We start from the raw sequence: 20995 nt of genomic DNA on the forward strand, positions 1-20995 counted from the left end.
TCATGCGGGTGCCGTCAGCGTGGCCCATCACTCGACAATTTTCCGGCTCGCAAGCGCCACCGGACAAAGCCGTGAGACACGATACTTGCGATCCGCGACCGTAGGCAAAGGCAGTGAGCGTACCGGCAGCCGCGGAGGCACGGATGACCGTTGCGCCTCGGAAGCTGCCGTCTACATGATGAGGCGTCCAACGGCAGAGATGGGTCGCGTGCTGCCGATCGATGCCATGCGGTGTTCAAGCTGTGTATGCAGATCGCATGAGGCAGCGACCGGGGCGGACCCGCCGTCTGAATGTCTGCGCGACGGAACGGACGAATGACGCTTGATGGCTGAAAGTGCCCTTCTTTGAACGATGCCATCAGGTGGGTCGTCGGCCAGATCTGCGATTCTCGAGCCGCACGCGGCTATCGTGACCGACCGCCCGCTTCCGGGAGGCACCCGGCGGTGCCGCGCCAGTGCTTGACCCTACCTGATCGGGATGGAAAGACCCTTAAACGCGGGTAGGGGCGATCGCGGTACGCGGCCGCAGCGTCGCCATGATCAGGTAAATGCCGCCGCCGATCGCTACGCCGAAGAACCAGCCATATGTATTCCACCAGGCCGGCAGCAGGTTGGTGAAGTTGGGCAGGAAGGTCGAAAACACGCTGCCGACCGCCGCCGCGGCCAGCGCGTTGACGTTCCAGCCGCCTTCGTAGCGATACTCGCCGTGCTCCTGGTAGAGCGCCGCGACGTTGATGTTGCCCTTGGCCACCAGATAGTAGTCGACCAGGATGATCCCCAGCAGCGGGCCCATCGTGGCGCCGATGGCGTTGACGAAGTGCGCGGCGTTGCCTTCCCACGGCGCAAACGGGTAGAGCACCAGCGCGATGACTGCAGCGATGAAACCGCCCTTCCTGAAGCTGATCTGCCTCGGGAACGTGTTGGAGATGTCGAACGCCGCCGAGACGAAATTGGCCACCACGTTGATGCCTAGCGTGGCGACTGCGAAGGTCACCGCCGCGATGAGTGCCAGTATCCAGCTGTCGAACTTGGCTGATATCTGCTCGGGGTGCAGCAGCACTTCGCCGTACACCCTGAAGGCGGCGATGGTGGTGACGCCGGCGACCAGCGAGAACGCAATCAGGTTGACCGGCAGGCCCCACAGATTTCCTTTCTTGACTGCGTCGCGGTTTTTCGCATAGCGCGAGAAGTCGCAAAAGTTCAGGTACAGCGCCGCGAAGTAGGTGATCCAGGTCGCGCCCACGGCCATCAGCGCCCAGAACGACCCGGGCTCGCCGCTGACGCCGGCGTCCTTGGTCTTCTCGAGCAGCGCGTCCATCGGAATGCCATGTTCGAACGAGAAGCCGCCGGCCTTGACGCACAGGCCGATCGCCAGGATCAGCATCGCGATCCACACCGCCGGACCGGCCAGGTCCTGGAATTTGCGCACCGTTTCCATGCCCTTCTGAATGATGAGCAGCTGCAGCGCCCAGACGATGAAGTAGCAGATCACTTCCAGCCCCGAGTGGCCGAGAAAGTGCGTGCCCTTGTGGAACTCCATCAGGCTGGTGCTGCGGATCAACAGCGCGACTATCGCGCTCGAAGCCGCTGCTGTCTGCGCGCCGTACCAGAAGCAGGCCACCACGGCGCGCACCAGCGCGGCGAAGTTGGCGCCCCACACGCCGAAAGAGGCGCGCGCCAGCACCGGGTATGGCACGCCGGTCTTCTCGCCGGCGTAGCCGATCAGATTCATCAGCGCGAAGATCACGAGTGAGCCGAGCCCGATCGCCAGCACAAAGTTGGTAAAGCTGCCGCACAGCAGGAACAGGCTGGCGGCGAGGTAGTAGCCCCAGAGGCTGTGCACGTCCGAGGTCCAGACGTTGAAAATGCTGAAGGCACCCCAGTTGCGCACCCTGGCAGGTGCGAGATCTTCGTTGTAGAGGCCGGGGGAAGGGTTGCGGATTTCCATCTGTCATCTCCTTTGATTTCGTGGAACTGAGGAAACACCGCCAGACGACCATGGGCGGCGATGCCCCCGCGTCTGAAGCAGGCTCGCATGCAAGAACTGTATGTACTTTGCGGCACAGCTCTGAATGGGTTAACCCTGATCGAGTGCATGCCGGCGCAACTTGCGATTGCACTCATTGTGCGTGGGATTGGACGGTTGACTTCTTCGTCGTTGTTGTCCGTATGACCGCGTAAATCAATAAAATTGCGCGACGCTTACCGTTGCGGCGTCCCGCTCGAAATCTGAGGGCCGTCGATCTGGAGATGGCTGGAGGACCCCTCGTCGAAGGGTTCGATGTGGGGGCAGCCCGACTCAAATGCCGTGTTCGATTGACCTCCGATGGTCCCGCATCGGGCGACAGCTGGCGTTCGTCAGTTCAGATACGATCCCAAATGGCAGAAGTGGATGGGTGCCGCCGAACGCAACCGGCGGTGCTCAGCCCCCTCACCGAAGTTTGCTGTCGGACCGGGTTCGGCCACGAAGCGTCATTCGCCGGCTCGGTCGCACGGACATTCAGGCGTCGGTTCCACCCAGGAAGTGGCCATTCAATTCGCGATGTTGATCGTTGCTTCATTGGCCTTTATAGCCGCCGCTCGCTCATGGGTGGAGGCCGTCAACACCGTCATCAGCATCCGGGTGAGCTTCGCGGCGAATGCGTTCGACATTGTGACCGGCGACGTCGAGCGCCTTGGCGGCCGGTCGCCCGAGCCTCTCCGCGACGTGCTTGCTGGGGCGCTGAAATCTCTGGGCCAGAAGGGCATGCCCGGGCACATTTCAGTGAGGGTCGCAACATGGACGTACAGCTAAACCACACTGTCGTCTGGTGCAGCGATAAGCAGAAGTCGACAAGGTTCCTCATGGACATCCTAGGCTTCCGGATCCCATTGAGTTAAATGGCGTCTCACTCGACTTCTTCGAAAGCGACAGCGCAATTTCCATGCAGCATTACGCGTTTCTGATCAGTGAGGACGAGTTCGACCGGGTCTTCGCTCGTATTCGTGACAGAGGGCATCAGTATTGGGCCGATCCGAGCAAACAGCGTGCCGGCGAAAACTATCTGCACAACGGCGGCCGGGGAATGTATTTCGACGATCCTGACGGTCATTTTCTTCAGGTCATGACCCGCCCTTATAGGATTGGCGTCTAGCGGATTGAAGTTCAACGGGGATCGGCGCCCGCACTTCGTGGCGGACGTGTTGGCTTTAACGGGGTCGCGGCCCGAGCTCAAACATTGAATAGCTGCTTGCCGCAGAATGATCTGGTCGCTCCGGGTCCGCGTGCCGCCAGTGGCCGACAGGCAGAGGCCGGGCCAATTGCGGACGTTGGCTGAAGGCACCAGGATTTTGCACGGCTTGCCCGGTTTACTACGACGGCAAAGTTACTACACCTGGTAAGGTTGGTAAGGTCGCGGATATCCGGTGCGCGGTCTTCTCAATGAGTTGCGCGCACTCCACGCTTTCGGAAAGAGCAGTTAGAGCCTGCGCACATTGTTTGTGCGGCGTAACTCGTCTCGTTGGTCCATCAACAGGAGGACCCAATCATGCAGACTGTTATAAGGCGGTATTCCGGAAAGGGTGCAAAGGAGTTATTCGATCTGCTGGAGAAGCGAACGACTGACGTCGAAGAACTGATGCGTTCGGTCAAAGGCTTTGTCGGCTACACCCTTGCACGCAGCGGCGATGGCGGATTCTCGGTGACTGTTTGCCAGGACAAGGCAGGCATTGATGAAAGCGTGCAAAAGGCGAAGGACTGGATCGCTAAAAACGCCGGAGACACCGGCGCGACCGGGCCGGAAGTATCGGAGGGATCAGTCCTCATTCACCTGAAGTAAGTAACTTCGGCTGGCGACTGGCAGCGCGTGAGTTCAGCGACCGGATTGGCAGGTACGTAACCGGCCTCAGCGGCTGCTCCTCACGCACACACTGCTTGCCAGGTTCGTCCAGACCGGCCTGAGCACGTTAATCAGGAAGATCCCACAGAGCGGATTGGGCAAGGTACGGCGTCTGAACCGGAGTGCGGATGGTGCACCGCTTGGAGTCGCCAGGCAAGCGTTGAGCAAAAACAATTACAACAGGCGGGAAGCAGATACCCTTTGCGTTTGTCATCGGTTCAGCCTTCGTACTTGAACCACAAAGACACCCGCGCACGGTATTCAACGACCTTGCCGCTATCGGGTGAGTTATTGATGAAAGATTGATGTTTTTTCGTCTCATCTGGCACCCGAGCCTTATGTGAAGACGAAGAGGGATCGGAGACAAAAATGCCACACGCGTTCCTTCCCATCCTGACCCGCCGGCCGCTGGGGCGCGCCGGGTTCGAGGTGACCACGCTGACGCTTGGCGGAGCCGGCCTCGGCGGCCGCTACGGCCCCGTGCCGGAGGACGCGGCGGTCCAGACGGTGCTTCGCGCGATTGACCTCGGTGTCAACTACATTGAAGGCTCCCCTTTCTACGGCGTGTGCGAGCAGCGGTTTGCCAAAGCGCTAGCCGCGATCGGCGGGCGCCCCAGCGGGCTCCACGTGTGCACAAAGGTCGGCATGCACCCCGCCCGACACGGCGATTACTCGGCGGGCGCCACCCGCTGGTCTGTAGAGGAGAGCCTCAAGATCCTCGGCCTCGATTCAGTTGATCTCGTGCAGGTGCATGCGACCGATGCCATCGACATGGCCGCCGTTCTGGGGCCACACGGCGCCGTCGGCGAACTCGAACGCATGCGCGACGAAGGTAAAGTCCGCGCCATCGCCTTCGCGATCCGGGGAGCCAGCTATCATCGCCAGGCAATCGCTTCTGGCCGCTTCGATGCCATTCTCATCCACGACGATTTCTCGTTGATCCGAAGCAGCGATGCCTGCGTGATCGCGGAGGCCGCCGCCGCGGGCATGGGAGTGCTCGTGGGGCGAGCGCTGATGACCGGTCTTCTTGCCGGTCCTAATCCCATGGTGAGCGCGCGCCTAGCCGCCCATCCTGACGCAGCCGCAGCGCTGGACTGGTGGCGATGGGCGCAGGAGCGCGGCGTGTCGCTGCAGGCCGTGGCGCTGCAATTTGCCATACGTCACATGGGCGTGAGCAGCGTTCTCGTTGGCGCCAGTTCGCCGCGGGAGATCGAGGAGAACGTCAGCGCCGCAACGTTCCCACTACCCGAAGACATCTGGGCGGAAGTCGACGAACGCATGCGGCGAATCGGGTGAGGGAGCGAGTGGAGCGGGACATGGCCGGGTTACCTGCTGGCACAGTCACTTTCCTCTTCACCGACGTCGAGGGCTCGACGCGCCTCCTCGAGCGATATCCCGAGGTGTACGTGACCGCTATAGCCCGCCACTACGCCATGCTCCGTGAGGTCGTGGAGGCTCACGGCGGGTGCGTGTTCGAGACAGTCGGCGATGCCGTCTGCGCGGCGTTCCCGGCGGCAACCGACGCGGTGGCGGCTGCGCTGCGCGGGCAGCACGACCTCCAAGCGTCGGACTGGGGAGTGCTGGGCGCGCTGAAGGTTCGGATGGGCCTGCATACGGGCGAGGTTGAGCTACAGGGGGATCAATACTTCGGTGCTCCGCTGCACCGCTGCGCTCGCCTCACCAGCACTGCTCACGGGGGGCAGACGGTGGTCTCCTCTGCGACCGCGGCGCTCGTGCGCGACGGCTTGCCGGCCGGCGCAGTTCTCCTCGACCTCGGAGAGTATCGACTCAAGGACCTGCTGCGGCCGGAGCGAATCTTCCAGCTCATGGCCTGCGGCCTCGCCGCCGACTTCCCGCCGCTCCGCACTCTCGGAGAGCGTCGCAACAACCTGCCCGTGGAGCCAACAACGTTCATCGGGCGTGAGCGGGAGATCGCAGCCGCCCGTGATCTGCTCCGACGGCCATATACGCGGCTCCTCACCTTGACCGGGCCCGGCGGGGTCGGGAAAACGCGGCTGAGCCTGCACGTTGCGGCAGACGCGCTCGACGAGTACGTCGACGGCGTTTTCTTCGTAGAGTTCGCGCCCGTGCCGTCCCCCGAACTCGTGGTGCCGACCTTGGCAAAGGTTCTCGGCTTGCACGAGACCCCCAGCCGGCCGCTCGCCGAGGCCTTGCAGGAATACCTTTGTGACAAGCAACTGCTCCTCGTGCTAGACAACTTCGAGCACCTTCTGGCGGCTGCTCCCCACGTGGCTGACCTGCTTGCGGGGTGCCCACGAGTGAAGGCGCTCGTCACGAGCCGCGAGGTCCTGCACCTGAGCGGCGAGCAGCAATTGTGCGTTCCACCCCTGGCCCTGCCTGATCTGTTGCGCTCGCAGTCCGTCGACGAGATGTCGCGCTATGAATCCATCCGGCTAATCGTGGAGCGGGCAAAGACCGTAAAGCCCAACTTCGAACTCTGCGCGGCGAACGCGAGCACCGTGGCGGAAATCTGCCATCGCCTCGACGGCCTGCCCCTGGCTATCGAGTTGGCCGCCGCCCGCGTGAAGATGTTTTCGCCCGCTGCAATCCTCGCGCGGCTGGGCCAGCGCATGGCGGTGCTCACGGGCGGTCCAAGGGATGTGGCGCTGCGCCAACAAACGCTGCGGCAGGCGATCACCTGGAGCCATGAGCTCCTGAGCACAGAGGAGCAGCGGCTGTTCCGTCGCTTGGCTGTGTTCGTCGGAGGTTGTACGCTGACCGCGGCTGAGGTCGTGGTCGGCTCGGCGGATTGCGCCTGCGGATCGGTTGCCGACGTGCTTACGGGCTTGGCCTCCCTCATCGATAAGAGTCTCCTGCGGCAGGACGAGCGGGGTGAGGACGACGAGCCGCGTTTCGCCATGCTCGAAACCCTTCGTGAGTATGCGCTGGAGCGTCTCGCTGAGGCCGGCGAGAGCGACACGCTCCGCGTGCGACACGCCGACTGGTACCTAACGCTGGCGGAACAGGCGGAGCCCGGCCTCATCGGACCGCGGCAGGGCGTCTGGCTCGACCGTCTGCAACAGGAGCACGACAACCTGCGCGCTGCCTTGCGATGGTTCGTCGAGCACGGGCCGGCCGAGCATGGGCTGCGGCTGGCGGCGGCGCTGGCGCGTTTCTGGCGCGCCCACAGCTACGTCACCGAGGCGCGTCAGCGGCTCGCCACGCTGCTGGCGCTACCCACCGCGGGACGTCGCAACAAGTCGCGCGCCAAGGCGCTGCACGCGGCGGGCTGGCTCGCCCGCGAACAAGGCGACTACGCCGAGGCCCGCACCCTCTTTGATGAAAGCCTCGACATGTATCGTGCGCTCGCTGACCCGCGCGGAATCGGCTGGGCGCTCGTTGATCTGGCCTTTGTCGCCCGCTACCAGGCCGACTACGTCCGCGCCTGCAAGCTCCTCGACGAGAGCCTGCCGCAGCTTCGGCAGGCGGGCGACAGTGAAGGTGTGGCGGTGGCGCTCGGTAACCTGGGGCTTATCGCGCGGGATGAAGGCGATGCGGGTGCCGCCGAGGTGCAGCTCCAGGCGAGCCTTGAGTTGTGGCAGAAGCTGGGTGATCCCATTGGGAAAGGGTGGGCGCTCACGGCCTTGGGGATCGTGGCTCGCTCCGGCGGGCAGCGCGACCTTGCCCGCTCGCGTCTTGACCAAGCGCTCGCGGTATGGCGCGAGATTGGCGACAGACAGAACCAGGCCAACGTGCTGGGGACGCTGGCGGCGCTCGCGCGCGACGCCGGCGAGTTCGACCGCGCGGCTGCCCTGTTGCACGATAGTCTGGCGATCCTCCGCGAAATGGGGGATCGGCGCGGGATCGCCTTCGTCCTGGAGGGATTCGCGAATCTGGCTGCCGCGCAGGGCTGGGCCGTGTGCGCCATCACCATTGCCGCTGCAGCGCAGGCCGTGCGCGAGCAGATAGGTGCCCCCGCGCCGCCGGCTTGGCGCGCCGAGCTCGACCGCACGTTGCAGCAGGCAGGCTCGGGCCTCAAAGCCGAAGCCATCGCGGACGCGAATAGGCAGGGGAGATCCATGACGCTACTGGAGGCGATCGGGTTTGCCCTCGATCTACGTGCGTAATGAGCGGGATGTGGGTATGTCAAGACTGCGACCAAGCCATCCGACGACACAAGGGCCAGGTGAGTCGCGGATACGATCGATCAAACGTTCGTGGGAAAGCAACCTGAACTTACGCTTGTCCTTTTCGTCGCTCCGACTGGTTTGGGTATGTTTCGCGATGGTGTCGCGTGTCTTCTTGCCGACCTGACTACCAGCGCCGAAGCGCGATGCGCCGACTACGCCCCGATTGGTCTCGAGCGCGGATCTATGCCTGATCTGGTCGTGCTGGACGGCGACCTACGTGCGCGGAACTCCTGATGCAGTAGGGATGTGGAAATTCGGCTGCCCCCCAGAGTGGGCCGCGAATCGCGTTGCTGCTGAAACCTTTATCTAATTAACAGACGTGGTCAGTCCGATGTCGGAATGTGGGTCGATATCGTGTCGGCGTCAACAGTCGTAATGGGTCTACCGCGGATAGATTGGGGCAGGTTGAGACGCTCGACCGGCAATTCACACGTACATTTGGAATGTCTGTTCTACCTGGCGCGTGCCGCCGATCGCTGCCTTGTGAAGTTCGAGCGATGTATGCCGATTGCATGAGGCAGTGATCGGCCCAGAGCGTGTCAAAACGGGCAGCGACTGGGAATTAACGAAACCTGGCTTGACGCAGGTCTCGACTTTTCGATTGCGGCGAACCGAGCGTCAAATCACAGCGAAAGTATTGCGAAGGCGCAGCACCTCCCAACAGGGCTCACGCCCGCATCGCTGTCATCAACGCTTCTGAACCGAGTAGCTTGATCACGCGCTTCATGTTGTACGCAAGCACGTGCAAGCTCATTTCTGTGCTCACGCGCTCGATGATCCGTGTCAGGAAATGAGTGGCGCCCATCCATGCCTTGATCGTCCCGAACGGATGCTCGACAGTCTGTCGCCGGATGCGCATCATCTCAGGCGCATGATCAAGTCGCGCCTGCATCTCATCGAGAACATCTTCGTGTTCCCAGCGTGCCACGCGACGTTGAGGGCCTGGAGTGCAATCCCCCTTTAGTGAGCATTGCTGGCAATTGGAACTCCAGTATTTACTGGTCTTCAGACCGCGCTCAACAGTTGAGAATCGCCAGATTAGCCGCTGGCCCGCCGGGCACCGATATTCGTCCGTCTGTGCGTTGTAAATGAAGTCATCCTTGCCGAAGCGGCCATTAGCCGTTGCGCTCGATGTCACCGGTTTCGGAACGAGCACGCTTATTCCAGCCTCATGGCATGCGAGTATTTCCTCGCTCTTGTAGTAGCCCCGGTCCGCAACTGCAGTGAGCTTGTCCACGGCCATCTCTGTACGGGCAAGCTTCGCCATTGACGTCAACTGATCACGATCGATCCCATCATTGATAACGACGTGCGCGACGATCAGGTGGTGCTTTGCGTCAACTGCAGTCTGCACGTTGTAACCAACAACCCCCGTACCTCGAGTCTTCATCGAACGGGCATCTGGATCCGTGAGCGATACCTGTTTGTCGGGTGCTGCGGTGAGTTGGACCTCGATCTCCTTGAGGCCTCGCATCTGCTCCTTCAAGGCCGCAATCCTGTCTTGCAGTCGCTCCGTCCTGACCTTCGCGATTGCAGGCTCCTGACGATCCGCTGTGTCCATCGCCTCAAGATAGCGAGCAATACTTGACTCGATGTCGCGCATGCGTCGTTCAAGCTTCGCGCTCGTGAAGTTACGGTCACGGTGGTTCACCGCCTTGAACTTGCTGCCGTCAATCGCAACGATCGCTTCGGCGAAGAGGTCCAGACGCTGGCATAGCATGACGAACTGACGGCAGACGCTACGGATCGCTTTGCCGTTGTCCTTACGGAACCGCGCAATGGTCTTGAAGTCCGGTGCAAGGCGGCCTGTAAGCCACATCAGTTCGATGTTGCGCTGGGCCTCGCGTTCAAGGCGGCGGCTCGACTGAATACGGTTCAGGTAACCGTAGATATAGATCTTGAGCATCACCTCGGGGTGATACGACGGCCGACCGGTCAATGCTGGTTCGACGCCTTCAAACCCAAGCTTATGCAGATCAAGCTCATCGACAAAGACATCAACTACGCGCACGGGATTGGTGTCCGTCACGTAGTCATCGAGGGCTTCGGGGAGGAGAAAAGCTTTGCGTACGATTGTCGCCTTGAACGAACCGTTTCATCTTGCTCATCCTTCGCCATCGGATGGCAAATTTTAGCGCTCCAAAATGCGTTTTGACACAATCTGGGCCATGAAGTGTCATTCGCCACTATTGTCGAACAGAGGTTCAGACGTCGGTTCTCCAATCGCATGCGGCCATTGGCCTCCCGAACACGCACGCCTATCCTCCCGAGTGCTTTGTTCCGCGGTGGTACGCGAGCATCTCGGCGTAGCTATCCGCTGCACTCGTTGTGTTGGTACTCGCCTGGATAATGTCGTACTTCTGGCGCATGGACGTCATATGCGGGACTGCCTCGCATGGCGTTCCTTCGTCGGACGCCAGACCGATAGTGCGAGACAAAAAAGGGGACTCCCAGGTTCGACAGTGCGTGTCAACGCGGTCAGGGCCAGCCCGTCGCAACAATCTCTTCAGTCCTTCGGTGAGTCATCATGATCCGCCGTGCCGCCTTGCCGCCCTTCCCTGACGTCCGGGTTCACGTTGGCTGTCCCGTTGTTGTTTCCAATGGTGAGCGCTATTGGCAACGGATTTTCGATCCCGCTAAGGTGACAGTCCTCACCCTTGACTGATAGCCTGTAGGGCCCAAGGTTCGTTCCCTCCAGGAAAACAGTCAGCCTGGTGTTATTGATGGTGCCCGCGAAAAAGTACCTGTTTCCCTGTGAACCCTTTTGCTGCAGTGAGCCAGCGGGAATTGTCAGCGTCAGGCCTCCGACTGTCAGCGTCGTCGACTGTGTCTGCGGCGTTAGCGCACTCGCTGTGGCCGCAAGCGTGAACGTCGCGTCGAATGTGAACGCCTTAGACCTCCGTGCGAGCTTGACTTTCGGTGCGAAGGAGGCAAATTGTAGTGCTCCAGCGGGGATCGCTATAGATACCGAGAAGGTTCCCGCGGGGAGGGGGATGGATCCGACGGACGCCAGGGACGTAGTGTCGATTTCGCCAACATGCGGAGGAAACTGAGCGATCTCACTGGTCACAAAAAGCGTTTTGCCATCCGCTGAAAGACCTAGCTCTTGAGGCCCGTCGTAGGATACCTGGGTATGCAGAGAGTTTGAAGTCAAATCGATTACGTAGATCGTGAGGGCGTACCGGGCTGCCTCATACAAGGTTTTGCCATCCGCGGAGATTACCCCGTACTGCACATAGGGAAGGTTCTGGATCGCTCCCACCAATGTGTTGGCCGATGTATCCAGAATCAGTACCACCCCGCCGCACGCAAGATATGCCCGAGGTGCGGTCGGGGACATGGCGATATTTGTACACCTCGACGCGGGTGATGAAATTTGTGTGACCGCAAAGGTCGTCGTATCGATGACAACGAACGACCCGTAAACCGTACTTGTGGCACTGACGAACAACTTCTTGCCGTCAGGGGTGAGACCGATGTTGGCGGCATTTTCCAGTCCAGTGGGCACGACCCTGGTTACCGTGTTCGTCGAGGTGTCGATGACGCTCACGTCAGGGCTGGTTCCGGAAGAGGCATAGACCCATTTTCCGTCCGGAGAAACAACAACCTGTTGTGGCAAGGTCAGCTGAGGTTGAGCAACAACTGTTCGAGATGCGGTATCAACGACGTAGATCAGGTTGGGGTAAGTACCGACGTATGCTCGCGAACCGTCAGGACTGAGTGCAACGCCGTAAGGCGAACTGATCTCGGATAGAGTCGTCAGAACGGTGTTTGTTGAGGTGTCGGCAATCGCGAGGCCGCTCGATGTCGTAATGTATGCGAGCTCTGCCTGTACCGGGTCGGATATTGCGGACAATCCCAAACCCACGACAACCATGCATGCAGCTAATACGCGGGGCACATCACGTGCAAGACGATATGAACACATTTCCCGTCTCCGGCTGTCGGATTCGCCGGATGCTTTGTCGAATCAGGGCGAAAGGCGCGAATAGCCATCAAAGTCGGAACGTTCGATGACCATCGTGGTTGGCAAGGCTTGCGGTCGGACGGACGGCGAACGTGACTTGAACGCCACGGGTGTCGAGGATAGGCCAGTTAGCGAACTGCTCATGGCGAGCCAGATGCATGCGCGACTGCAGTCGACGCAGTGCGCGTCGTGAGCCGAGGTCAGGCCCGGACGCGGTATACAGTACCATTCCGCGTGTGCGCGGAATGGCTGCCGACGACCCGCAGGGCCGACCGGAACCACGTGGATCGCCGCGTCTGAAGAATAGCAACTGGTGCCGCGAATGCGCGCCGATATCTCAGCGTTTTACGCCTTTTTGCAGGACTTCTGGTCTTTCTGTGGTGCACGCACAGAAGAACCAGCGCCATATTGCGCAGAATCCGAATACCCAAAAAAAAATGCCGGCATCTGCACAGGAAAGACTTCCACCCAATGCGGATTTGAGCGGTACGCACGCAGAAAGGCAAAACGAGATCTAATCGGTTTTCCCGAAACCGCGAAAATCAGTCACCGGCACCGATTTGCCAGCCGACTCGGATGTGTGGATGGCCGTTGAACACATCAAAGCGGCCGTAGAGGTGAGGCCGGGTTCCTGGTCCGGAAAGGGTCGGCGAACGAAACCGCTCGCGCGGTAGGGGGCTGCGGCTCGACTTGGAGAGTACTTGAGAGGTCTGCGGCGCGATTCCGTATGTTGAGGATCGGGGCAATCCGCCTCGTTCTTCAAACGCAGCTGCATCATGATCTCCACTCAACCGGGCGTCAGCCCTCTGCGTCAGCGTATGACAGACGACATGCGCATGCGCCAGTTTTCTCCCCAGACCCGGGCGGGCTATCTGCGCATCGTGCGTGAATTCGCTCGGTATCTGAAACGCTCGCCCGACACAGCGACGGTCGAAGACGTGCGAAACTACCAGTTGTATCTGGTTGATCACGGAACGTCGCCCATCTCCCTTAATGCCGCGATCACCGGGCTGAAGTTCTTCTTCGAGATCACACTTCAGAAGCCGGAATCGATGGCTCGGATGCAGCCGGTGCGCGTGCCGCGCATATTGCCGGTCGTGCTCAGCCCCGACGAGGTCCGGCGACTGATTGCGGCAACAGGTAATTAAAGCATCAGACGGCGTTGTCGCTGGCTTACGGCACAGGGTTGCGCGCTGGCGAAGTGGTCGCGCTTAAGGTCGGCGACATCGATAGCCAACGCATGACAGCTCTACGGCGAGAACCTCGGCATCCCCTTCAAGGAGGAGAGTGGTGGCTAACTTCATACGGAAGCTCTGAAGGGCGCAAAAAGTTTTGCCCTCTGGCCACTTTCTCAGGCGGCGCAGTCGTGTTTTGGCAAGGACTCCTCGCCCGACGACATTCCTGCTCCACAAGCCTGGCTCGAGTTTGATGTTGATAGTGTCGAAAAGGCAACGGCGGAGCTTGAATCGCGAGGACATCGGATGCCCGTCAGGAGCAGGAAAGAGCCTTCGGGGCAGACGGTGAGTCTTTTCATATCACCCGAAGGACTACTGGTCGGTATCACTTTCACGCCGGGGATGCGAGAAGAAAAGTAGCGTCGATTGTGCACAAATGAAGCAGCAAGGCGTCCAGCACGACGGGGCTCGTGTTGCGCAGTTCAGCATCTTCCGTCCGGCGACGACCGCGACTCGCCTGCTTCCGTCAGCTAACGCCCTTCGGAAGCCGCGCGTCGCCGGCGTCGTCGGGCGCGCAGAAATACCTGAACCAGGAAGTTTTTGTCCAATAACGCATTCCACCGTCCGCCGGTGCGAGGAAATCCGGAGGACAGCGGTTATCAGCGGAAACAGAGGGTTCGTCGCGTGAAGTTTCCATGATGCGCAAGGCGTGTTATCAGTTTTACCGGGCGGCTAAATAGTGCTGGTCACGAAGGTGCGTCAACGTACATACATAATACCTTGGAGTGCCGTCGCCAAACTCACGGACGTTCGTGCTGCTATTTTTAAGCTAAACGCCTAGTGGAGTTGGGCGTAACCATTTAACATACGTAAGCCATCCAAAACAATTAGGATAATATAATAATACGAATCAATGTTAACCCGAGTTTTTGGCATTTAAGGAGACATTGAATGGACGTGCTGGTCGTCGAAGATAATGAGGTGGTCGCGGACAGTCTGGCTTTCCTGCTTGACTGCTATGGTCACCGCGCCACCGTGGCGGAAGACGGAGAAAGCGCGCTCTCGCTGCTGTGCTGCCGCGCTTTCGAACTGGTCCTGCTGGACGAGAACCTGCCCGGAATTAAAGGAAGTGCTGTCGCACTGTCGATTGTCAACACGCCTTTCGCTGACCGGCCCTTCATGGTCTCCATGACTGGAGACAGTGAGGACGGCGGACTCGCACGGATTTTCGATGTCTGCCTGCAGAAGCCGTTCTCCCTCGAGGCACTTTTGCAAGTGATTGAAGAGGCTCAAAGCTGTGGTGATGCGAGCGCTCGCCTGGCCGCCTAGGCATTGCTTGGCTGTCAGATGCGGTCACCCCAAGGCCGAGCTAAACGCAAGCCAGGGTTGTCTCGTCCGGATGGTTCGGACGACCTTTTGGTCGTATGTGTGCAACGGCAAATGTGAACATTTACTTATTGGTTGGCGCCACGGCACACGCGAAGGAATAGTTGTTCTCGCAACTATAACGCCAACCACAGTGGCATCCGGCGTGCCGGCGAAAAGGCAACATGGCGTCATGAGGCCGTCATGACAAATACCTAGATTCGGCCGGCACCGAAATAACCGGTGTTGAGTTGCAAAAAATATAATCTGGGAGAAGTGAGACAAATGAATCGACATACCCAAAGTATCGGTCATCTCGAGCGCAGTGCCGGGAATGACCGCCTGAAGCGCGCCCTGGCCGCACGCCTCGACAGGGCATTGACACGCGCCGGCATCAGTTCGGCACGCGCAGCGAAGGGGCTGGGTGTGAGCGAATATGACGTGCAATATTGGCGACGCGGAATCACCGTGCCGCCGCTGAACGCTTGTACGCGTCTTGCCGCCGTCCTCCAACTCGATGTTCACTGGCTTTGCACCGGGCAGCCTCCGGTCGCCTGATTCGCAGTTCGCGGGAATCGCGGGCCGGGGAGTTTGTGCTCCGTGGATTCCCGTACGTTCTGAAGTTCGCAGCCCGGTCGGCATCGCACTCGCAATGATGCAGTGGTACGCATTTCGGATGCGGCACAGCAGGCGTCTCTTCCGCAAACCCGGAGGGAATCAATGTGAAGGAAGTTAAACAGGATGCGGCGTTCGACCAGGCGCCGCGTCTCAATAAGTACGAGATGGAGTTGTCGCGAGGCGCCTCGCATATCGCGAGCACGCTGTACGAGGAAAGCATGCTTGCGGCGACGACCTGATGGCATTTGCGCACGCCCTTCTCAGAAGACTGGAGCAGCGCGGGAAGCCGCTGGCGGGCAAGGTGCTCCAGCACTTTATTGAGGGCGGCCGTTTGCCAGAGGAGGTATCCAGCGCGCCGCCAGTACCTGTGTCTGCTCGCAAACCTGTTGCCCGGAAGCTGAAAGGTACGGCCTCGCGGACGCGCCAACGCGCCAACGCGCGCCAGGCAGCGTGAGCCGCATACATGCAGGCGAACTACAAGTTTCAATTCTTAACCGCAACAACCGAGGGAAGAACATGTCAAAGCGAATCGCTTATGTCACCGGCGGCATGGGTGGAATTGGTACAGAAATCTGTCAGCGGTTGTTCAAGGACGGATTCACGGTCGTCGCCGGTTGTGGGCCCAACTCTGCCCGGCGCGAAAGATGGCTGAAGGAGCAGGAGGTGCTTGGATTTTCCTTCACCGCATCCGAAGGGAATGTCGGTGACTGGGAGTCTACGGTGGCGGCATTTGCCAGGGTGACGAAGGACGTCGGCGAGATTGACGTGCTGGTGAATAACGCCGGCATTACGCGGGATGGCACGTTTCGCAAGATGTCGATGGAGAACTGGAACGATGTCATTGATACGAACCTGACCAGCCTCTTCAATGTCACCAAGCAGGTCATCGAGGGGATGGTCAGCAGGGAGTGGGGGCGAATCATCAACATCTCGTCGGTGAACGGGCAGAAAGGGCAGTTCGGCCAGACGAACTACTCGACTGCCAAGGCGGGTATTCACGGCTTCACGATGTCGCTTGCCCAGGAAGTGGCAACGAAGGGCATCACGGTGAATACGGTTTCCCCCGGATACATCGGCACGGATATGGTTCGTGCGGTGCGTCCTGAAGTACTGGACGCAATTATTCAGGGCATTCCGGTGCGCCGTCTCGGAGAGGCGTCGGAAATTGCTTCAATTGTCTCGTGGCTCGCCAGCAATGAGTCCGGCTTTGCGACCGGTGCTGATTTTTCGCTCAACGGTGGACTTCACATGGGTTGAGCCCTCGATGGACGCGTGCTTTACGCGTGCCGCTAGCTGTCCAGGCCTGCGTTCCCGTCGAAGTGGCGACGAGACGCAAGCGGCTTCGCGGCGCCCACACTGATGGCATAATACTGGGCCGGTCGCGCACATCGACGACCGATGTGACTCGCGAAGACAGTGTCAGCGTGGTGAGACTCTTCCTCCTGATTCGCCGCGCTGTGAAAATACAGCAAACGCGAATGCGACATTAAACTTTTGTGGAGTGAATATGGCAACCGGAACTGTAAAGTGGTTTAACGACGCCAAGGGCTTCGGCTTTATCACGCCGGACGACGGCGGAGAAGACCTGTTCGCCCACTTCTCTGAGGTTCAGGGCAGCGGCTTCAAATCCTTGCAGGAGAATCAGAAGGTCAGCTTCGAAGTGAAGCAGGGGCCGAAGGGCAAGCAGGCTGCCAACATCAAGCCGCTGTAACAAGCCCGACACTCGCCTCGTCGCGATGAATGGGACGTTATGCGGCCCATTTCGCAAAACGTAAGGACAACCAGCTGGGGACCTGCATGTGCGATGCGCCGCATATCGAACCCTCGTCCTACCAGGGTGATATGACTTCTCGTGTCAATATGATCGGTTCTGTGTTTTCGATGTTTGAATTTCCTGAGGGCGACGTAGCAGTAAGTCTCGACGGTGGATCAAGCTGATATCCGCGGATTGGCTACCGCATTACAGATGTCCGCCCAATGAGCCTTCCGCTACCTACCACCGCAATTCGGATGAGATCCGTTGCCTACCCTGGTCGCGGGTTACTCGTGTGCCGGGCTACGCCGCCTTCAGGAAACTCCTGCACGTGTCGTTACGGTGGATGCAGACGCAGGGCATTGCTGTACATCATGGCATCTGTGTCTCGCGCGGTATGGCCAGCGACAAGGAGAGCCGGCAGATGTCCCAGATGAATCCGCTGAGTTCACGGGCAACTGCGACTACGGCGATATTCTTCTGCTTGCCGCGCGCGACGAGTTTGCGATAGCGTCGGCACAAGCGCACCTGTGCGTCCCAGGCTCGATCTACAATCGGTTTAGGCAGACCTTCGTGACGACGCTGAATATCGGGGCTCACACGCGCAGGGTGGCGATAGCTCCATGCAGCTTCAACTAGCAGCTTTCTTGCATAACTGTTGCCGCTTTTAGTGATGCTGCCCTGACGACGCTTGCCGCCCGATGAGTGCTCGGACGGCGTCACCCCGAGCCACGCCATCAACTGGCGTGGGTGCACGAAGCGTGAGAGATCGCCCAGCTCGGCGAGCATGCCCACTGCCGTGGTGAACTGGACACCGCGCATTGCCTGCAGGCCCAGGACGGCGGGATAGAAGCGCCAGTTGACGACTGCCTCACGCAGCGCGGACTCCAGCCGGTCACATTGGGCGAGCCGGTCTTCGATCGCGCGACGTAGCTCTTCAAACGCAAACTGCTGCCACGCACTGTCGAAGCTGTATGCGCTCAGCCAGCGTCGGTGCGCCGGCCCCCAGTCGGCAGAGCCGGTGTAGCGCACGCCGTGCGACAGCAGAAAGGCTTTTACCCGTTGCCGTGCACGCTTGAGGTCGTCCTTGGCAATCACCCATGCGCGGGCCAGATCCCGGAATGCTTCATCGTCGATGCTGGGGACGTATACGGCCGACAGGTCGCCGGCACGCAGCGATCGGACGAGCTTGACGGCATCACGTCTGTCAGTCTTGATGTGCTCACCTGGCTTGCGGGGAATCAGCGAGGGCGCGCAGACCATGCACTGGAATTCTTTCTGGACAAGCTGCCGGTAAAGCCCATATCCGCACGGACCGGCTTCGTAGACGATGCTGACGCACCGCGCTTTAGATTGCAGTCTCTTGCACAACCGTTCCACGTCGGCCTGCGTAGTACCGATCTTGCCGAGCAGTTCAACCTCGCCCGAACCAATGGCATAGGCGACCGTGATCGAATCCTTATGAACATCAAGACCCACGTAAAGAGTGCTATCGTGCTCCATGCTGGCCTCCGCGTCGGAAATCGCCGGGTGCGGCACGTCCGCACCGTGCGGCTCTGACAGCAATGCTAACCCGCGTTTGATTCCGTTGCGGCAGGCCAGCCTCTGTCCCGCAGGAAGTCATACTGCCTACCCGCAAGACGTTGCGCTTTCTTGCACGCGACGCCCGAAATCCTAGCGCAGCCCTGGTTTACTGGCTGGGGGTGACGGAGCCCTCTGCGGAACCCAGCTTTTTCAACGCCATGCAAACATACGGACCGTTGATGCAGCTGGTTCTACCCGACGAACGTCCAGGCGTCTTCGTGAAACGGGACGCCGTTCAAAAAGTCCAGGATTGTGGAGTTGTAAAGCGACTCGTTTTCATGGACGAGTCATCGCTCGATGTTCGATATGGCGGCCCGTGCCGCGACCTCTTCAACGAGTGAGTGACGCTGGCGTGCCTCTGTTGTCGCGGGAGACGGATAGCGTCCGTGAATAACGGCAACGGAACGGTGATGCGACTTCGCAGCTAGCGGCGCCATTGTTCCAGGCGAGCCTTCGCTGCGCGGCTGGACATGACCATCAAGCGCGCAAAGGTTACTTCCAGTCGGGTGGCCAGGTCGCTCGGCGTACTGGAACGCGACGTGACCCTTTGGCGCGCCGGAGTTATCGTTCCGAAGAGTACGGATTGTGCGCGCCTGTCTGACCTTCCCGACGTGGACGTCGCCTGACTATGCGCAGGTCAGGCGTAGACGACAGCATGTCATGACAGTTCTCATCGGACCCGAACTCACAAGTTGTTCGGCTTGTCCCGATTCACCGCCGCGCCGGAACCGCGTGCCGGGCCCCTGCCATTGACCGGCATCACGGTCGAAATGGCATGTTTGTAAACAAGTTGCACGCCTGGGCCAGACTCCAACAGCACTGCAAACTGGTCAAAGCCGGCCAGTTGGCCAATCAGTCTGATACCGCTCACGAGGAACACGTTTACGGTGGTCTTGTCCCTTGCGAGCGTCTGCAGAAAATCGTCCTGTACGCATGGAGGTGCGGTCATGTTCTGGGTCAAAGCGATAGGTTCTTTGATTGTACCGGCGATACCTGAAGCCGCGAGCCAGTCCAGAGGAAGTGTGTTACTGCGACTCGAGGGCGTCGAGGCATGCCTGCTCCGTATTGTTCGGATGCAGGTGGCGGTATGCGTCGAACAATTGTGAGCACAGGGTTGCCAATGCAGTGAGATTCACAGCCTGGTCTGCATACTCGACCTCGCCTGCGTTAAGGATGTCGTCGAGGACGGGAGCCAGGCGACGCAGTTGCCGGAAAGTGGCGGCGTCAAGTTTCATATTGGAACTCCTCAGCGGGCAGAACTCACCCTAAGCTGACTGCCTCAAGGCGCTGTCCGGCCCCGCAAACTTGCGGGCGTCCCACCAGTTCAGTTAAGCACCCGCTTCGGCCTCCGACGGACATGAATCTCCGTTGACGGCTCATGTGACTCGCGGTGCTGGACGTCGTGTGGCAAGGCGGCCTCGGGGGTGCCTTCCGTTGCTGCCAAGCGAATTGTATTCCGGGTCGCGACCGCCCTCAGCGCTGCGCAGGTGCGGGCGCGGTTGACGCCACCCAATGTCCTTTCGGCACGTCGTGTCCTGGCTCTCATCGGTTTCCTCCTGCGGCAGTGCACAGCGAACCTGAGAAGCTACTTGAATACTAGGACTGCAAGGCCCCTAGGAGCAAGGGAACTGTCAGCCCATCGTGTCGGCTGCCGGCACTCGATAACGGCTGCTGGCCGAGCTGTAATTGTGCACTGCACAATACGAATGAAGTGTTACACGTTGTTAAACCACAGGGAGAGGGTATACGCTTAGCAGAATTTCCCTGCGAGACAACATGGACACGCCCATCCTGCTGGACCGCAACGGATTGCTTGCCGCATGGCATCGTGGGCACCTTGCCGCCATGGCAGTGCCGCGGTGACGCCATCGTTTGGTATCAGGGTCCCAGACGTGGTATGGATGGCGCCCGAAAAATGGGAAGGTCTGGACGGTGATACCCCCGTGCCGTTTGTACCCGACCTTTGCGTAGAAGTGTTGCTCGATAGCGACCGGCAGCGCGAGATGAACCGTAGGGTCGCGTCGTACCTGGAAGGCGGCGCGAAGGAGGTGATTGTGGTCAGACAGGATGGGGGACTTGAATTTTGGGGAGCAGAGGGCCGACGCCAGGCTTCCGCGTTCGCGATAGCACTCTCGCTCGAGCCCCTCTATTGCCAGGTCAGTGCGTCGGTCAGCACCATCGGCAGCCAGGTCTGCGACGATATACACCATCGAGTTGCGGAAATGACCTGGGCCCGGGATGTCAGCCATGACTTGGTGCAGTGGGAGGCGAAGCAGGCCAACGCTAATGCGCCGCTGCTGAATCGCGCGACATCGGCGCAGTCATAATCCGTGTGCGTCAACTCATCCTGATGTCGGCCCGCGTACTTGTCGCAACGACGCCGGCGCAGAACTGTCGTTCCTCGATGCGGACTTCCGCTTTGTAGCCATCGCCAACTCCAACCTCTGCGGCGTCCGCATTTCTTGCTTGTGACGGGCCGCTATGGGACGTATTGTTGCTGAAGC

At 60.0% G+C, this 20995-nt stretch carries 15 protein-coding genes and 4 pseudogenes; 13 read left to right on the top strand and 6 right to left on the bottom strand.

Translation table 11 applies throughout. The features are described 5' to 3' along the window. Positions 1 to 490: 490 nt before the first annotated feature. On the bottom strand, positions 491 to 1948 hold the full coding sequence (locus OKW45_RS20765; RefSeq protein WP_429470792.1) for an NCS1 family nucleobase:cation symporter-1: 1458 nt from the start codon (positions 1946 to 1948) through the stop codon (positions 491 to 493). A gap of 576 nt (positions 1949 to 2524) precedes the next feature. Here OKW45_RS20765 and OKW45_RS20770 point away from each other — a divergent pair. The 5 genes and pseudogenes from OKW45_RS20770 to OKW45_RS20790 all read left to right on the top strand — a co-directional run bounded on the left by OKW45_RS20770 (position 2525) and on the right by OKW45_RS20790 (position 7966). Beyond that, entirely contained in the window at positions 2525 to 2794 is a 270-nt protein-coding gene (locus OKW45_RS20770; RefSeq protein ID WP_429470794.1) for a hypothetical protein, read from the top strand. Beyond that, positions 2779 to 3134: pseudogene (locus OKW45_RS20775) on the top strand (VOC family protein). The gene OKW45_RS20770 and the pseudogene OKW45_RS20775 overlap by 16 nt, the downstream one beginning before the upstream one ends. Before the next feature lie 393 nt (positions 3135 to 3527). Beyond that, positions 3528 to 3818, top strand: a complete 291-nt coding sequence (locus tag OKW45_RS20780) for a hypothetical protein (protein ID WP_429465754.1) — start codon at positions 3528 to 3530, stop codon at positions 3816 to 3818. A gap of 429 nt (positions 3819 to 4247) precedes the next feature. Then, positions 4248 to 5174 carry an aldo/keto reductase gene (locus tag OKW45_RS20785; RefSeq protein WP_429465752.1) on the top strand — a complete coding sequence of 309 codons (927 nt, stop codon included), beginning with the start codon at positions 4248 to 4250 and terminating at the stop codon, positions 5172 to 5174. Between the two features lie 20 nt (positions 5175 to 5194). Further along, complete coding sequence (locus tag OKW45_RS20790) at positions 5195 to 7966, top strand: tetratricopeptide repeat protein (protein ID WP_429465750.1); 2772 nt, start codon at positions 5195 to 5197, stop codon at positions 7964 to 7966. A gap of 730 nt (positions 7967 to 8696) precedes the next feature. Here the strand turns inward: OKW45_RS20790 and OKW45_RS20795 are convergent. Beyond that, a pseudogene (locus OKW45_RS20795) lies at positions 8697 to 10128 on the bottom strand (IS1182 family transposase). Between the two features lie 407 nt (positions 10129 to 10535). Beyond that, complete coding sequence (locus OKW45_RS20800; protein WP_429470796.1) at positions 10536 to 11957, bottom strand: beta-propeller fold lactonase family protein; 1422 nt, start codon at positions 11955 to 11957, stop codon at positions 10536 to 10538. Positions 11958 to 12772: 815 nt separating this feature from the next. Here OKW45_RS20800 and OKW45_RS20805 point away from each other — a divergent pair. The 7 genes and pseudogenes from OKW45_RS20805 to OKW45_RS20835 all read left to right on the top strand — a co-directional run. Next, positions 12773 to 13242 (top strand): annotated as a pseudogene (locus OKW45_RS20805) (tyrosine-type recombinase/integrase); the annotation flags it as partial. Position 13243: 1 nt separating this feature from the next. After that, positions 13244 to 13591: pseudogene (locus OKW45_RS20810) on the top strand (VOC family protein); the annotation flags it as partial. A 531-nt stretch (positions 13592 to 14122) separates the two neighbouring features. After that, positions 14123 to 14500: a response regulator gene (locus tag OKW45_RS20815; RefSeq protein WP_429470798.1), complete on the top strand. Its 378-nt coding sequence runs from the start codon at positions 14123 to 14125 to the stop codon at positions 14498 to 14500. A gap of 321 nt (positions 14501 to 14821) precedes the next feature. After that, on the top strand, positions 14822 to 15094 hold the full coding sequence (locus OKW45_RS20820) for an XRE family transcriptional regulator (RefSeq protein ID WP_429470800.1): 273 nt from the start codon (positions 14822 to 14824) through the stop codon (positions 15092 to 15094). 164 nt (positions 15095 to 15258) lie between these two features. Beyond that, positions 15259 to 15393, top strand: a complete 135-nt coding sequence (locus tag OKW45_RS20825) for a hypothetical protein (RefSeq protein WP_429470802.1) — start codon at positions 15259 to 15261, stop codon at positions 15391 to 15393. 277 nt (positions 15394 to 15670) lie between these two features. Next, positions 15671 to 16411 carry a 3-ketoacyl-ACP reductase gene (locus tag OKW45_RS20830; protein WP_429470804.1) on the top strand — a complete coding sequence of 247 codons (741 nt, stop codon included), beginning with the start codon at positions 15671 to 15673 and terminating at the stop codon, positions 16409 to 16411. 250 nt (positions 16412 to 16661) lie between these two features. Further along, positions 16662 to 16865 carry a cold-shock protein gene (locus OKW45_RS20835; protein WP_137333051.1) on the top strand — a complete coding sequence of 68 codons (204 nt, stop codon included), beginning with the start codon at positions 16662 to 16664 and terminating at the stop codon, positions 16863 to 16865. 414 nt (positions 16866 to 17279) lie between these two features. On the opposite strand, the gene OKW45_RS20840 is transcribed toward OKW45_RS20835, so the two are convergent. From OKW45_RS20840 to OKW45_RS20850, 3 genes are all read right to left on the bottom strand, one after another. After that, on the bottom strand, positions 17280 to 18410 hold the full coding sequence (locus OKW45_RS20840) for an IS110 family RNA-guided transposase (protein ID WP_090812607.1): 1131 nt from the start codon (positions 18408 to 18410) through the stop codon (positions 17280 to 17282). Between the two features lie 766 nt (positions 18411 to 19176). Further along, positions 19177 to 19440 carry an RNA chaperone Hfq gene (gene hfq / locus OKW45_RS20845; RefSeq protein WP_429473330.1) on the bottom strand — a complete coding sequence of 88 codons (264 nt, stop codon included), beginning with the start codon at positions 19438 to 19440 and terminating at the stop codon, positions 19177 to 19179. A gap of 76 nt (positions 19441 to 19516) precedes the next feature. Continuing rightward, positions 19517 to 19726 (bottom strand): hypothetical protein, encoded by a 210-nt coding sequence (locus OKW45_RS20850; RefSeq protein WP_429470806.1) that lies wholly within the window; start codon positions 19724 to 19726, stop codon positions 19517 to 19519. Between the two features lie 666 nt (positions 19727 to 20392). Here OKW45_RS20850 and OKW45_RS20855 point away from each other — a divergent pair. After that, entirely contained in the window at positions 20393 to 20818 is a 426-nt protein-coding gene (locus tag OKW45_RS20855; RefSeq protein ID WP_429470808.1) for a Uma2 family endonuclease, read from the top strand. Positions 20819 to 20995 lie beyond the last annotated feature (177 nt).

The sequence above is a fragment of the Paraburkholderia lebeckiae genome (assembly GCF_050436225.1).
GTDB lineage: Bacteria > Pseudomonadota > Gammaproteobacteria > Burkholderiales > Burkholderiaceae > Paraburkholderia > Paraburkholderia tuberum.

Coding starts and splice junctions, on each gene's coding strand:
- OKW45_RS20830 (WP_429470804.1), top strand. CDS start 15,671: ATGTCAAAGCGAATCGCTTATGTCACCGGCGGCATGGGTGGAATTGGT.
- OKW45_RS20765 (WP_429470792.1), bottom strand. CDS start 1,948: ATGGAAATCCGCAACCCTTCCCCCGGCCTCTACAACGAAGATCTCGCA.
- OKW45_RS20785 (WP_429465752.1), top strand. CDS start 4,248: ATGCCACACGCGTTCCTTCCCATCCTGACCCGCCGGCCGCTGGGGCGC.
- OKW45_RS20790 (WP_429465750.1), top strand. CDS start 5,195: ATGGCCGGGTTACCTGCTGGCACAGTCACTTTCCTCTTCACCGACGTC.
- OKW45_RS20855 (WP_429470808.1), top strand. CDS start 20,393: ATGGCGCCCGAAAAATGGGAAGGTCTGGACGGTGATACCCCCGTGCCG.
- OKW45_RS20815 (WP_429470798.1), top strand. CDS start 14,123: ATGGACGTGCTGGTCGTCGAAGATAATGAGGTGGTCGCGGACAGTCTG.
- OKW45_RS20840 (WP_090812607.1), bottom strand. CDS start 18,410: ATGGAGCACGATAGCACTCTTTACGTGGGTCTTGATGTTCATAAGGAT.
- hfq (WP_429473330.1), bottom strand. CDS start 19,440: ATGACCGCACCTCCATGCGTACAGGACGATTTTCTGCAGACGCTCGCA.
- OKW45_RS20780 (WP_429465754.1), top strand. CDS start 3,528: ATGCAGACTGTTATAAGGCGGTATTCCGGAAAGGGTGCAAAGGAGTTA.
- OKW45_RS20835 (WP_137333051.1), top strand. CDS start 16,662: ATGGCAACCGGAACTGTAAAGTGGTTTAACGACGCCAAGGGCTTCGGC.
- OKW45_RS20800 (WP_429470796.1), bottom strand. CDS start 11,957: ATGTGTTCATATCGTCTTGCACGTGATGTGCCCCGCGTATTAGCTGCA.
- OKW45_RS20820 (WP_429470800.1), top strand. CDS start 14,822: ATGAATCGACATACCCAAAGTATCGGTCATCTCGAGCGCAGTGCCGGG.
- OKW45_RS20850 (WP_429470806.1), bottom strand. CDS start 19,726: ATGAAACTTGACGCCGCCACTTTCCGGCAACTGCGTCGCCTGGCTCCC.